The following is a 15,583-nucleotide window of genomic DNA, read 5'->3' as shown; positions in this document are numbered from 1 at the left end:
AATCCTTATTTACGGCGACGAAGCGCTGCAAATGGTAATAATATCAATCCTAACCAACCCATAGAACCACCAGAAGATTTTTTCTTAGGTGGTTCAACCACTACTGGCGATGGAACATCACTTACTGTAACAGCTACAGCGGTGACAACATCTGCCACACCATCGTTTACCGTTAATGTAAATTCTAGTGTTTCAGAGCCAGAAGCAATTAACGGCGCAGTAAAGCTTAATTCAGCAGTATCTGTGGTGGTTAATGTTGCTGCTGTACCAGCGGTTTGTTCCCACACATAGGTTAAAGTATCTGCAGCATTAGCATCAATTGCTGTCGCAGTGAAGGTCACTTCTTCACCTTCATTAACTTCTGCGGCATTTGCCATGACCGAGACGCTTGGTAAACGGTTTTCACACGCGTAAGTGTCACCTGCGACTACATCTGAGAAAATGCTCGTTTGGATATTGCTAAAGGTTATATCATCAATATACCAACCTGCAGCAAATCCTGAGAATGGGTCAGGGACAACGGCTGAGTCAGTGGCTACGCGGAATCTAAACTGTACTTGGTTACCGTTGAGTGATTCACCAAAGTTAATGGTTTCAAAACCCCAGTTTATACCTGAGTACATGTCACGGTCAGCAATAGCTGCTTCTGTATATTCAAGGCCAGTATCGGTATAACCGTCGCCTTCAAATGTGGCGCCAGCCTCGATAACATCTACCCAGTCACCACCATTGATACTGACTTCAACTACTGCGCCATCGAAACCTTCTTCTAAATTATATAAATGCCAGAAACTAACGGTGTAATCCCCTGCGAAACCCACAGTCATTGGGCGAGTTTCATAGGCGACATCTGAAGTAAAGCTATTGCCTGTTGCTGAGATGAGCCCATCGAACTCATCCCATTGATCTAAACCGAAAGTGCCACCAGCCATATCACCGCCAGCCATCACATTCTCGCTAAAGTCATTCAACCTAGAAAGGGTGTTAAGATCTTCGTATTGCTCTGTACCCGTTAACTCGCGAGTTTCGAAGTCGACGTTAACCGTTGTTGATAGCATATATTCATCAGCTTCAGCTCCCTCGGCAACATCAGGTACAAATTTCAGTACTAGCTCTTCGCCTGTTCCTGCGTTATCTAGGGTAAATTCTAATGGTGAACTGGTTGCTGAGCCAAATAGCGCAATATCATCAAAGCTAATAACTCCTTCATTGGCGAAGGTGACAGTATGATCACTTTCAACCATAACAGTCCCTGTCAGGCCTGCTAATGCTTCAGTACCATTATTCTGAATAGTGAAGCTAATGGTGCCAGTTTCACCCTTATCAAGAATGTTATCGCTTGAACAATATCCTGACATCAAGCCTTCGTAGTTGGCATTGAGCATGTGTTCACTTACTGCGTAAGTGGCTAACTCAGTTTCATATGACTCAACAACACCTGCGTGGTCGGTGGAGAAACGGCTTGGTGATTTCGCGCCGACACCCATTCCGCGTCTAGCGAAAGCGGCTAAGATCACTTTATAATCTTCAATATCGTTAGCATAGGCTGCAGCAAGGAGTGCATCACGACCTTCGGTAAAGGTTGGCGCCATTGGCATCATTTTATAACCGGCAACTAAGTAGTCTTTCATCAAGCTCTTAGCTTCGTCGAAGGTATGACGTTCATCGTTAACTAAGCCGATAAATGAATCCCACAACATTGCAGCGTAGACAGAGCCCGAACCATGGACTTGTGGATTTCTTTCAACATAAGCAAATGTCGATGGGTTAATGTCCATATTAGTTGAATATGGGAACTCACGGATACCGTTTACAAAGCTTGCTACATAAGTAGTATCGCCATATGCGCCAGCGTAATCCTCGTTACCTGCTACTAAGTTATCTGCAGCATCTGAGCCAAATAATAATGCATGGAAGTCACCAAAACCTTCACCCATAGAACGTGCTTGATTACTGCTTAAACCCGAACCATTACCGACTAAACGGTTACTGATGTAGTGCCCCCACTCATGGGCAACAATGGCGTTATCCCAAGAACTGTCTTTAAAGTTACGGGTTAGGTCATTCTTGAACATTTCAATAGACACAGTTTCATTTGCATCTAAAAGCGCATATATAGCAGCGCCGTCACTGAAGTTAATACCCATGCTTGGAATTGTGACTGTATCGTCAGCTCCGCCCATTGGTGCAGGGGTACCATCATCGATGTTGTTGGCAATAATCACCGCCACTGCGCCAGCGTCTTGGGCATTTTTAACTTTCACGGTGAAGTTACACGCGCCGCGGTCAATAATGGCAATTTTACCAGCAATATCAGCGCCATTCACAGAAGCTTCACAGCCATCTCTAATTGGGTCAACACCATCTTCAATACGAACTAAATCGCCCGAGATCTCATAAACATCGGCACCAAAACTTGAAAATTGGACAATGTCTAATAAACCCAATGCAGCGTGAGAAGTGATGGTTAAACCATAATCAACGCCGTTTTCAGCTTGAGTGGTTTCCCATAAATACATCTGCATGCGTGGTGACGCACCATCAGCAGGGGTCGACATGTTAGCGTTATCAAAGCCTGAGTTATCTTGTACTTCTACATTGAGCGGATCGCCTTCAATACCACCTCGATCATAGTTTACTGCTTGGGCATTACCTGCTGCTTCATCAAAACCATGATCATAATAATCATTGTGTAAGTAGTTGTTCATGTAGAACAAATTAACAATAGCGGCTTTGCGGTTGTTTATTGAGTACTCAGGTTCATTGACATTGTATACATAATCAAATGTGTTAGCGCTGGTGGTTTCTGCTTGGTAATCACCATTGGTGAAGCCTTGAGGTGCTACAGCATCAACATAGGCATTCACATTGTTACCTGAGGTAGTTGTTGCATCATCTGCTAACCAAGGGTCCATTGTGCTAATTGGCCCGTGGCTTAAACCTACTAATGGTGCATCTAAGTAAGGTGCGGTTAGATAAGCGTCAACATCGCTGCCTTCTGGAGCTGGCATCACATTGCCGTGTGGGCTATCCCAAGGCTTGCCGTCAGCATCAGCGTAGATACGGTAATCAAAATCAGCGGCATGACTGGTTAAGTTTTTCGTAAATAGGACTTCACCGGTTTTAGCTGAAATGACGTAGCTGAAATACTCAGACTCACGGCTATCCACAGAGCCTGTTTCAATTTCGACGTAGTGGGCAGCAACTAAGTTGTTTTTATATTCAAAGAATACTTTCTTTGCGCGAGGTTCACCCACCAACACTTTATCATTAGCTGTGTTAGTCACGGCAAATGTTTCATATTTTCCATTCGAAGACTTTGAGGCTAGGGTTATTGCGTTACTGTTGCCACCCATTGCCTTAAATGCAGCGTTTATTGAATTGGCAGCATCACCAAATGCAGAGTCAGTATTCTTTAAAATAGAAGCTGCTGACTTAGTATTGGCTGAAGAACTAAAGTAACCAGAAGAAGCAACAAGGTTTAGTTCTCTGTCCATCATGACATTGAATTCACTGTTAAATACTTCAACACCGGCAATTTCTTGCTTATATTTAGCAATAATCGGGCCGCGACCCATATCATGAGTATTTGCTAGAACCGCTTGAGCCAGTCCTCTTTTAGCTGATGACATACCCGTTAATTGAGCCAAATAAAAATCGGCGGCATAAGCCGTTTTGTTGGCTGTTTTTAGGGCGCCTAAGTTTGGCGTAGACTGATTTTTACCAGCCCATTGGAATGTGGTTTTACCTAGCTGAGCATCAAATTGATTTTTCATACCGCTGACGGTCGCGGCATTTTCAATTTTATTATACTTTTTAACAAGTTGAGCTTTATCAAATGATTTATAGTTTGGTGCCTGGTTCAATTCAGTGCTTAAAGCACTAAATGACATACTTGAAAGAGTTGCACCAATAACGGTGGCTATTGCTGTTTTATTAAAGTTCATGTCTCATCCTTAATCCTTAAAATTTTTACGGCCCCTCTATAAACTGAGGGTGTACACTTTGTAACATAAGATAGGATTGTGTTAAATAATTGTTTTTTTTGCGGATTATCGGCTATATGTTTTTTGTGGGATTGGTGACTTGATTTAGATTTGTTACGCACGCATAGTGTTGTTTTAGTTGCAAAAAATACTTTAATGCTCACGGGGTAATAAATCATTTAACATAAATTTTTACTAAAATTTATGTTAAAAAATGGTAGGGTCGGGTTAGTGTAAAGTTTCTATTACTGGAACTAATGGAGCGATAAAGGAGCAGGGTGAGAGCATGAGTGTTTATTTTTTGCTCAAAGCTTTGCAACCAGCCATAAATACCTTCTCAAAATAGTCGATATTCATAGCTGCTATCTTTTGTTTCCGACGAATACTCGCCTTCTTTGTTGTTTCCGCACGCAACATGCTTAACGTTATATGCCTCATGCAGGCCAAATTCTCCGCCGGGATCTTTCAGCTTGCCAAAATGTTGAGAAAATGCGTCGGTACTCATGATTGCTACTCTAGAAAAAGAGAGCATATGATCACAGCTCAACCTTTAGGTCAAATCAGATTTTATTGTTCATAAAACGTTCGCGAACTCCCCATGGATAAAGGAGTCACTTGAAGGTGAATTAACATTGGCAATATTAGCTGGTGTGATGACTAAACTGACTGGCTAACCCAGTTAAGTCGCAAGTATTTTGTTTGTGATACCAATCTCACCGCGGCTAATGAAACTCATCATAAAATTGCTGAAGCAAGGCGCGATTGCCATTAAGTATTAATTTTAAAATTAATATTACCTCTACCTTGTAAACTTAATACTAATTAATTATTGAGTTTATTAGTTCTGCTAGCAATTGATTATTAGTTATCTGCTATTTTATTGGTTTGATATATGACGTTCTATTTTTAATGAGTGTATGAATTGCTGTTTTTCTCATTTTTTGATCTGTCAATTAAAATCCTGTCTATTTAAGTTTGAATTAAGCTTTTATTAATGTTTATTTAACACTTGATGGCGTATTTGGTTTCAATGTATTAGTTATTGATTATTTTTTATTTTTTATTGGCGGCTACTTTTTAAAAGATAGATTCATGATTCATTCAAAGGTTTTTTATATAATAGTATTATCAATACCTCAAAAGTAGTATTGCTTTGATGCAAGGTTATTGTATTGGATTAGAACATTGTCACATTAATGATTTAAATAAATGTGAGTTTATATTTCCTGTGATATTACTTATTAAACTTTAATAAGTAAGTATTAAAGTTATAGCAATTGATGAATGCTAATAAATATAAATAAAGTTCCATTTGGAGTGATGATGAAATTACAAAAGCTAGCGCTAGCGGTGATGGTATCTGCAGTTTTTACAGGTACTGCAGTTGCTAAAGATGTTGATCTATACAAGAGTGAAAACTGGCAGCAAACCTTCCCTGAGCAATATAAAACTTGGGCTGAAACTGAGCAAAGTACCCCAGCCAATGGCGAGCTTGACGATCTTTTAGCGGCTAACCCAAACCTTGTTTCGGCTTGGGCGGGTTATGGTTTTGCTAAAGACTATAACCGTGCTCGTGGTCACCATTATGCATTAACAGATATTATTAAAACTCTGCGGGTAGGCCACCCTGTTGTTGGTCATGACGGCAAAGTGGTTGGTGAAGCAATGGCTGCTAGTTGTTGGTCATGTAAAACCCCTGATGTTGCTCGCATGTATGACGAAGTAGGTGAAGGTAAATTCTCTGACAATGCTTGGTCAACTTGGGGTCATGAAATGTCTAACACAATCGGCTGTGCTGATTGTCATGAGTTAGGTAAAGAAGAGCTTAGATTGAGCCGTCCGTATGCCGATCGTGCGATGAAAACAATTGGTAAAGATTTCGCTAAGCAAGATTCAATCATGCAAGCTAGCCAAACATGTGCTCAGTGTCATGTTGAATACTATTTTGATGGCACTGATAGCAAAAAAGTGAAATACCCAATGGATTACTGGGTACCAGGCGTTGAAACTGATTACAAAAAGTTTGTTAATTACACAGGTACTGACGGTTTATATGTAGGTTTTGCTGCTGAAGCACAACTTGCGTATTTTGACCAACGCGGCTTTAAAGATTGGACCAACGCAGTATCTGGTGCGCCAATGATTAAAGCGCAGCATCCAGAATTTGAAAACATGTTAGATAGAACAGAACATGCAATGGATGACCATTTAGAGTTTGGTTGTACCACTTGTCATATGCCGAAAGCGACTAACGCTAAAGGCGCTGAATTCTCTAACCATAAAGTGACTTTTGAAGCTGATAAATTGCCAGCAGACTGTCAATCTTGTCATGAAGCCGGTGACTTTAAAGAGATCCTTGATGAGCGTAAAGCTGAGATCACTAAGTTACGTTTCGATGCTAATGGCACCGACCCACGGTTAACTGAAGTACACTTTAAAGCACAAGCTATTTGGGCTGCTAATGGCATTAAAGGCCTAGAAGCTGGTCAAACTATTCCACAAGCAAAAGGCAACTATGAAGCTGCACTTAAAGCGAAAACACCATTAGCCGGTGAAATGAATAGCTTACTGACTAAAGTCAGAAATGCGCAATGGTTCTGGGATAGTGCAACAGCATCTCACGGTATTCATGCGCATAACCCGACTGAAGCAGTACGTTTGCTTGAAAAATCTAATAGCATTTTAGATGCAGCATTGACTGAAGCTAATGCATTACTAGCCAAGTACGCACCTAGCTACAAGTATGATGCGACTAAGTACGACACTAAAGCGAAGGTACAACCTTTAGTGGGTCTTGACTTAGAAGCAATGCAAGCGTCTAAAGAAATATTCTTAGATAAGCGCGTTAAAAAAGAATGGCCAGCAGAGCTTAAGTAAGCTCGCTAGTTGATTGAAATGAAATAGACTTTCCATACTGTTTATTTAAATTCAATCACAGTACAGATAGCCATTAAAACCAATGCCAGTCGATGTAAATCGACTGGCATTTTTGTTTTGATTTACATCACTTTATTGTCGCTTAAGCTGCATTTTCACTTACTGGCATGTTGGCCATAGTCTCCATTCACGAATATAGCTGTTCAAAAAAACTGCAAATAAGGTGTTGCTTAATTAGGATTACGATTGTAATCTTAATTGGAGATTACAACCGTAATCCTAATGTTTGAAGCAAACTTTATTGAAAGAAGCAGTATTTCAAACATCTTTTATCCAACACTGCATTGAAAAAACAGTATTGAAAAAATAGCATCGAAAACAAATAGCATTGGAAGTAAACGATGAAAGACATCAGCAATAGCGAACTATTAGTCCTTAAACAACTTTGGCAACGGGCACCTTTAACATCAACTGAAGTGGTTGATGCTCTGGCATTAAGTCATGACATGCATGAAAAAACCGTTAAAACCTTAATTAACCGCTTAGTAAAAAAGCAGGCGATTAGTTTTGAGAAGCAAGGTCGGGTTTACCATTATTCACCATTGATTGTTGAGCATGACTACACAGCTAAAGAGTCCGAATCATTTGTTGAACGTATGTTCTCTGGCAAGTTAACCCCTTTAGTGGCGGGTTTTGCAAAGAACAATAAGTTATCAGCTGAAGATGTTGCTGAATTAAAGTCATTACTTGATGATTGGCAGCAGGAGCAAAAATGATGCTGAATTGGTTTATGGAACAAACCGTAATATTAACGCTATTTTGTTTACCGATGATGGTGTTTCATCGGGTTATTTTGGCAAAAATCGGTGCCCATTATACTTATGTGTTATGGAGTTCAGTGCCGATACTATTGCTAATTTCAGTAGGTCAGCTGTGGTTTCCTGAGGGCTTTATGCACCTAAAGCTTTCATGGTTGTCATTGCCTGAGCCTGCTGCAGTCATGCAGCATTATCAAGTGCTTGCCACTGATACTATCAAGCTATCTTCTATGCTCATTGGCTCACTGTATCTCGACTACTTATACATCGCGATTATGAGCTTGTTATTATTGAGTATGGTGTACCAACAGACTCAATTTAATCCCATTGTGGCCTCAGCGGTTAAAGTCGCTGAAACCAATAAGGGGGTTGATATATTGGCTCATGAATCCGTTCAGTCTCCAATGCTGGTGGGGTTATTGTCACCTTGTATTCTGGTGCCGTTAAATTTCAAATCATTAGATATTAATCAACAGCAAGCAATCATCGCTCATGAAGCGTTCCATCATCAGCGTAAAGACTTATGGTGCAATGTCATTGGTTGTAGCGTGCTATTGATGTTCTGGTTTAATCCGTTGATGTGGTTTGCTTACAGGCGTTTTAGACATGACCAAGAGTTGTCGTGTGATGCTCAAGTAACATCAGAAATGGATAAAAATAATAAAATTGCCTATAGCCATGCGCTATTGGCCTACTCGCAACATGTTCCTTTGAGCATGTTACACACTCACTATGGAGATAAAACCATCTTAAAAGAAAGGATTATACAGATGAAAAAACAGCACGGAAAAAACACACTCGTCATCATGGGGATCACCCTAGCATTAGGTATCAGTGGATTAATAATAAACCAGCAAGTTCATGCCGGTTCACAAGCTAAGCAAGCGGAGACACATGTTGTCCCTACAATGCGTATAGACCCTATTTATCCTGCTAAAGCGGCAACTGCAGGGCTCAATGGCTATGTGCAACTGGAGTTTGATATTAGTCAATCCGGTAAAGTGTCGAATGTTGCAGTGATTAAGTCATCTCCTACAGGTGTATTTGACCAATCAGCTAAAGATGCCTTATCACAATGGGTTTATAACGAATCAGAAAATGGCGTTAAAAATGCACAAGTGCAGCTTGATTTTGTCATCCATGAGCCTGCTGCAGATGTAGAGCGCATTAAAGTGAACTAATGATAAGTGTCAGCAATACTCGTTTTTTTGAGTATTAACTGAGAGGTTTAGCTTGATCACCTAAACCTGAATTGATCCTAAATTAGCATGTGATATATAGGTTGTTGGTTAAGATAAGGCTTATTTATTATCCCCATCATGATGGCTTACACTGATTTACTTAACCCTGATGCCGGTTTAATGGCGTTTACGTTTGCCATAGTGCAAACCGCGACCTTTATTGTCGTGATAGCCATTTCGATAGAAGGTTATCTATTACGACCGCTTAAACCGATTGAGCGAGTGCTGGCAATAGCCGTGGTACCTTGGGTATTGTTTAACCCGTTAAGTACTGGCTTTGTGGGCGTATTAGTGATTTTAGGTCTGATTGGCGTGCAGTGGAAAACACGTGCTGTGGTAGCGGCTTAAATCGAAATAATAGCGAACCAGTTTATTCTAAAATACTGTTATTAAGCAGTATTTTTAGGCTATTTTAATAAATCGGTTTGTTGTGTATCTTGCGTTTAATTTTCATTCCAACCTCAAATCTGCTTAGGCTAGTAACAATTGTCTAATTGAATGATGACTATATTGATAATTCAATTATTAATGATAAAACGTCACTTATTCAACTCAAAAAACAGACTTTTTCAACTCCAAAAAACACACCACAAGACACCTGGGTAAAATAATTGTTAATAATGTGACAATAAAAAGTAACTCAAGCCGCTCAGTAAGTCTCTGTTTTTATTATCTATTAATATTTATATCATATTAGTGAAATTTCACTGTCATTTTAACGCAGTCTTTTTGTCATTTTTGCGGGTTAGTTTGTCGTCCATTGAAACAACTTAACTCGCTTACACCCGTCTTCGGAGATGACAATGGAACTGAAAAAAATGTTTAAACTTAGTGCTGTATCAGCTGCGCTTTCTGCAACCTTATTACTTGCGGGCTGTGGTGGCGATATCAATATTGATACGGGTTCACAAGAGCCGACTAACCCTACAAATCCAACGGATCCAACCACACCGACTGAAACGGACCAACAACTTGCTTACGGCGGCTTTGCAGAAAAAAGCACTACGATAGCGGCTATCGATGGTAAAGAAGTGTGGGTGTTAACAGGCACACTGGCACCTTCTACTGCAGCTTCAACAGTAAAGGTAGGTGGTCAAGATGGCGCGAACATCATTTTAGGAAACGATGTGGTGTGGATGCTTGATGGTGCAGTTATCGCTGGCGGCGATAAAGCTGACTCGGTTGAATTATCAATTATGGCTGGCACTAAAATTATTGGTGGTAGCGAGTCTTATTTAGTCATTAGCCGTGATTCAAAAATTATGGCCGAAGGCACAGCTGACGCGCCAATCGTATTTACTTCCCTTGAAGCGGCGCTAGGCCAAACTGGCGAAGCGGGTCAATGGGGCGGCTTAGTCGTTTTAGGTAACGCACCTGTTAACTCATGCCCTGATTTAACCAGTTGTGATGCTGCATTTGAAGTGGGTAACCACAACTACGGTGGTGATAACACTGAAGATAACTCAGGTGTTATTCAGTATGTTCGGGTTGAGTTTGGTGGCTTTAAAATCAACGACACCCAAGAAATGAACGGTATTAGTTTCGCGGCAGTTGGCGCAGGTACAACTGTTGATCATATCCAAATTCATAAAAATAACGATGACGGTGTTGAGTTTTGGGGCGGTAACGTTTCGCTTTCACATGTGGTGTTAACTGAAAACTTTGATGACTCTCTAGATTGGACTAACGGTTGGCAAGGTAGTGCCCAGCACGTTTATATCCGTCAAGAGGATAACGGTTCAAACCGTGGTATCGAAGGTGACAGCAACAGCAGCGCTGATGCTGAACCACAGTCTATGCCTACATTAGCTAACTTCACCATTCAAGTGGCTAACGGCACTAACAGTGGTGGTGATGACGCTGAAGGTATTTTACTGCGCAAAGGCACGGCTGTTAACGCATACAACATGCTGGTTAAAGGCGATGTTGATTCTGGCGAATGTTTAGAAATCAATGACGACAATACAGTTGATACCGCTGAAGCTGGCAACTTAAACATGCAAAACAGCTTAATCGATTGTGTTGAGCCGTTTAAGAGTGCCAAGGTTGATGCTGATAAAGGTTACACCAAAGCTTACGACGTTGAAGCTTGGTTTATGGCCCAAGACGGTAACTTAGCCGGTGCTGCAGATTTATCAGGGTATATGCCTAATTCATCTTCTGTTGCTTTAACTGGCGGCGCAGCTGATTTAGCTAACATGGATGACCGTTTAGATGATGCCCAATATATCGGCGCATTTAATGGCAGCACTGACTGGACGGAAGGCTGGACCACGGCCATTCATGAAGATGCAGCGCCTGCACCAACTGAATTACCAGTTTTAACATCTTGCCCTGTAGGCACAACTTCAGAAGATGTGGTTGCAGGCCTTTATAAAGATGACAGCGTGACTTTAGTCTGTTCAATCGAAGGTAACATCACCACCAATACAACACTGCTTGCTGGTCAAAACGTGATGTACAAAGTAGATGGCGGCGCGGTGATTGTAGGTGGTGATAACGCAGACTCTGCAACACTGGCAATTCAAGCGGGTACGCAATTATTTGCGACCGACAACAGCTACATCGCCATTAGCCGTGGCTCTAAAATCATGGCCCAAGGCAGTGCTGAGCATCCAATCGTTATGACCTCTCAGCAAGATGTAATAGCTGGCGCAGAAGGTGAGCGTGGTCAGTGGGGCGGTTTAGTTATTCTGGGTAATGGCGAAACCAACAAGTGTCCTGATAAAGACAACTGTGATGTGTCATTTGAAGTGGGCGACTTCCCATACGGCGGTAATGACAATGCTGATAACAGCGGTCAAATCAGCTATGTGGTAGTCAAATACGCCGGCTTTAAAGTCAATGATACCCAAGAAATGAACGGCATCTCATTTGCGGCAGTGGGCAGTGGAACCCAAGTTGACCATATTCAAGTCCATGCAAATGGCGATGATGGTGTTGAGTTTTGGGGCGGTGCAGTCAATCTTAAATATGTTTACCTAACGGATAACTTTGATGACAGCTTAGATTGGACTAACGGCTGGCAGGGTAAAGCACAGTACGTGTATATCACCCATGAAGATGGTCAAGCTAACCGTGGTATTGAAGGCGATAGTCATAAAGGCACTGACGACACGCCGATTTCAAACCCAACTATCTCTAACGTAACAATTCTTCCTGGTGCTGATATTGAAAATGCCAGTGGCGATAAAGGCGAAGGCATCATTCTTCGTGTTGCTACTCGTGCATCAATTCACAACCTATTGATTCAAGGTCGCAAAGGTGCAACTTCTGAGACTGAATCAGGTGAGTGTTTAGAACTAGACGGTACTTACGCAGGTCTTGTTACCAACGTTAACGATGAAACATTAGTGATGTCTCACTCTGTTATCGACTGTAACGAGCCATTCAAATACAGCTCTGACAACACAGATACAACCGATGCGGTAGACACGCAGGCCTGGTTCTTAGCTCAAACAGGTAACTCTGCTCAAGAAGTGACGTTAACTAATGGCATGCCTGCTGGCACTGACACTGTGTTATTGGGTACGGGTCTTGATATGAGTACGACTGACACCTTCTTCGAATCAACTGATTATATCGGTGCATTCGATGGCCAAACTGATTGGCGTGAAGGTTGGGCTTTTATTAAATAAAAGCGAGTAGTAAACCTTAGGCATCGGGGAGTGAGTACTCCTCGATGCTGCTTAAAGTCCGATTAGATAATCAAAATAGTTAGTTAAATTTACATTAATTGTCACCGGTGTATCACATCTTAGTGGCGCGACCTGAACTGTGTACAGGATTGAAAAACGTTATGAAAACCAAGCCGAGTTTTATCGCTAATAAGCTAAGCCTAGCTGTTGTTACTGCTATTTCTGCAGCTTCTCTTTTTGCAACACTACCAGCTTACTCGGAAGAGACACCAGCTTATGATCCTGGTGAAGATTTCCCTATTGAAGTCATTGCGGTAACGGGGCGTTTACGTAGCTCTGCCTCAGAAGCGATGGAAGAGCGCCGTGAGCAACCCGCCGTGGTTGATATTATGGGCGCAGACCAGATTTCTCGCACCGGAGATAGTGATGCCGCCGGCGCGCTTCGACGTGTTACCGGATTAACCCTGAAGGATGGCAAGTTCATTTATGTACGTGGTTTAGGTGAGCGCTATTCTAGTACATCATTAAATGGTGCGGTTGTACCTTCGCCAGACCCTACCCGTAATGTGGTACCGCTGGATATGTTCCCAGCCTCTATCATTGAATCTTTATCAGTACAAAAATCCAGTTCAGCCAGCACGCCAGCTGCATTTGGCGGTGGTCATGTTGATATTCGTACTAAATCTATTCCTGCAGACTTTTTCTTTAAAGCGTCAATAGGTGGCCGTTATAACACTAATGATAGCGATGACACTTATACCTATAACGGTGGCGGCGATGATTGGACTGGCCAAGATGATGGCACTCGGGCAATGCCAAACAGCATTAACGAGGTGACCAATCAATATGGCGGAATTAGCCCCATTGATATTGTTACTGGTTCAAATGGCACAATTGATTTTGCCAGTGCTCAAGCCATTAACCGTGGTTTAGCCAATGATATGTATCGCGACATGACGGTATTTACTGAAAGTACGGACCCTGGAGTTCGCGGTAATATCGCCATTGGCGATCGCTGGGACTTAAGCGATGACATCATTTTCGGGATGATGGCAGCAGGCTCATATAAACAACAAGCTGAAAACTACACCAAGCGCGAAGTTGAGCTAGATGGTGATGAGAACAAGGTACAAATCGAAAACTCAAAAGACGTCATGGGCACCGATTCAATTGTACAAATGTCAGGCATGGTTAACTTAGGTTTAGAAATTGGTTACGACCATAAAATTCAAACCTTCTCGACTTATTTACGTGATACATCTGATGATGTTTCAGTGGCCATCGAAGAAACCATTGATACCATCGCCGAGCCTAATGCGTTGCAGGTTTATGATATTGCTTATGAAGAACGTAACCTTATCAGCAATCAAATTCAAGGTGAGCATTTCTTTGAATATCTGTGGGATTTAGAAGCCAACTGGATGTATTCAAACGCCAGATCAAAGCGCTATGCACCGAGCGAATTATCTTACACTTACAATGTAATACTTGATGATGCTGATAGCATTACTAGCCGTAACTTAAATACCCAAGATGCGCCTAAATATGTTTATAGCCGCCTTGATGATAATACCGAAAACTACAAATTTGATTTAACCCTACCCTTTGAGTTTGGCATGAACGTGCTAAAAATCAGTGGTGGTTATGAGTACTTTGAACGTACCCGTGAAAGCTATGCCACGCGATTGGGATTTGATGTCGGCTTAAGCCCAACAGACCCCAATGGCGATATTCTAGCGGGTGACTTTGACAATATATTTTCTGATGACAACATTGCCAATGACACGCTTGATTTAGAATTAAAAGACGCCTCAACCGACACCGAAGATTATGTCGCCGCTGAAATGATAGACGCCGGTTTTGTCAATTTTGATGTGGATTTTGATGATGTATGGCGCTTAACGGCAGGTGTGCGTTATGAAGATTTTCGCCGCGTGACATTGCCATTAACCCCAGATGGTGAGGTTTCAGATGAAGGTGGTCGTTACGATATTGAAGATTATGCTATCGCAGAAGACGGCTGGTTTCCTTCATTGGCATTAACCTGGAAATCATCAGATGAAAGCCAATGGCGCTTTGGTGCCAGTAAAACCTTGGTTCGCCCAGACTTACGTGAAGTGGCGCCAGTGCGGTTTCAAGACCCAATTACCGGTTTTGATTTCTTCGGTAACCCAGAACTTGAAAGCTCAGATATCTATAACCTAGATGTACGCTGGGAATACTACTCAGAAGATGGCGCAAACTTAAGTGTTGGTGGCTTTTATAAAGACGTTGCAGCACCCATAGAAGCGATTCAACGTATCTCAGAAGCGGGTCGTCAGCTTAAGTTTTACAACGCTGAGTCAGGTTATATCTACGGTATCGAAACTGAGTTTTTACATGACTTAGGCTTTATTGGCAGCAATGGTAGTGTTTGGGAAGACTTTTTCGTAGCGGGTAACTTAACCCTAAGTGACTCAGAAATTGAAATTGCCAGTAATGGTGAAATTGACCCAACCAATAATAAGCGCCGCATGACAGGCCATTCTGAGTGGGTTGCCAACATGCAGTTAAGCTTTGATTCGTCTAATGAGTCTCACAGTGCAACCTTAGTGTATAACGTGTTTGGTGAGCGTATTGCTTATGGTGGCCGTGGTGGTTTAGATGATGTGTACGAGCAACCCTTTCACAGCTTAGATTTTAGCTATAGCTTTTTACCTACTGAAAGCTTTGGGGTGAAATTTAAAGTGAAAAATATCCTAGGTGAAACCACCGAATACGACCAACAAGATGTGGTGGTATACGCGAAAGAGCCTGGCACAGAATTCACTCTGCAATTTGATTATCAATACTAATATTGATAATGAGTTCGCGATTAACAGAGTGACAACAGGTACTGGTTTTTAGCATTTTTACCTCATCCTTTAAATGCTAAAAGCCAAGTGCACAGTGTGATATCTAGGTGTTTGGAACACGCCAATATCGCACGCTTCTTTATCAGTAAGCGTTATTTAAGACTACGTGACTTAACAAAGAAGTTGGCA

The 15,583-nt window shown here is 41.7% G+C and carries 7 protein-coding genes and 1 pseudogene; 6 read left to right on the top strand and 2 right to left on the bottom strand.

Annotated features, from left to right (window positions below; genetic code table 11):
* Positions 1-5: 5 nt before the first annotated feature.
* The gene (locus AB4140_RS17515; protein WP_372001972.1) at positions 6-3,947 is read right to left on the bottom strand and encodes a rhombosortase-dependent M36 family metallopeptidase; all 3,942 of its coding nucleotides are present in this window, start codon (positions 3,945-3,947) and stop codon (positions 6-8) included.
* A gap of 333 nt (positions 3,948-4,280) precedes the next feature.
* Positions 4,281-4,442: pseudogene (locus tag AB4140_RS17510) on the bottom strand (ISAs1 family transposase); the annotation flags it as partial.
* 864 nt (positions 4,443-5,306) lie between these two features.
* Between AB4140_RS17510 and AB4140_RS17505 the strand changes: the two are divergent.
* The 6 genes from AB4140_RS17505 to AB4140_RS17480 all read left to right on the top strand — a co-directional run bounded on the left by AB4140_RS17505 (position 5,307) and on the right by AB4140_RS17480 (position 15,394).
* Positions 5,307-6,863, top strand: a complete 1,557-nt coding sequence (locus tag AB4140_RS17505; protein ID WP_372001970.1) for an ammonia-forming cytochrome c nitrite reductase subunit c552 — start codon at positions 5,307-5,309, stop codon at positions 6,861-6,863.
* Between the two features lie 401 nt (positions 6,864-7,264).
* A complete protein-coding gene (locus tag AB4140_RS17500; RefSeq protein WP_102436565.1) occupies positions 7,265-7,639 on the top strand; it encodes a BlaI/MecI/CopY family transcriptional regulator in 375 nt (124 codons plus the stop codon).
* A complete protein-coding gene (locus AB4140_RS17495) occupies positions 7,636-8,862 on the top strand; it encodes a TonB family protein (protein WP_372001968.1) in 1,227 nt (408 codons plus the stop codon). The genes AB4140_RS17500 and AB4140_RS17495 overlap by 4 nt, the downstream gene beginning before the upstream one ends.
* Before the next feature lie 138 nt (positions 8,863-9,000).
* Complete coding sequence (locus AB4140_RS17490; RefSeq protein WP_102436567.1) at positions 9,001-9,270, top strand: hypothetical protein; 270 nt, start codon at positions 9,001-9,003, stop codon at positions 9,268-9,270.
* 455 nt (positions 9,271-9,725) lie between these two features.
* Positions 9,726-12,560 (top strand): hypothetical protein, encoded by a 2,835-nt coding sequence (locus tag AB4140_RS17485; RefSeq protein ID WP_372001966.1) that lies wholly within the window; start codon positions 9,726-9,728, stop codon positions 12,558-12,560.
* 161 nt (positions 12,561-12,721) lie between these two features.
* Positions 12,722-15,394 carry a TonB-dependent receptor domain-containing protein gene (locus tag AB4140_RS17480; RefSeq protein ID WP_372001964.1) on the top strand — a complete coding sequence of 891 codons (2,673 nt, stop codon included), beginning with the start codon at positions 12,722-12,724 and terminating at the stop codon, positions 15,392-15,394.
* Positions 15,395-15,583 lie beyond the last annotated feature (189 nt).

It is taken from the genome of Shewanella sp. 10N.286.51.B2, assembly GCF_041469265.1.
Taxonomy (GTDB): Bacteria; Pseudomonadota; Gammaproteobacteria; order Enterobacterales; family Shewanellaceae; genus Shewanella.
The sequence above is the reverse complement of the archived record's forward strand: the minus strand, read 5'-3'. Positions and strand labels throughout refer to the sequence as shown.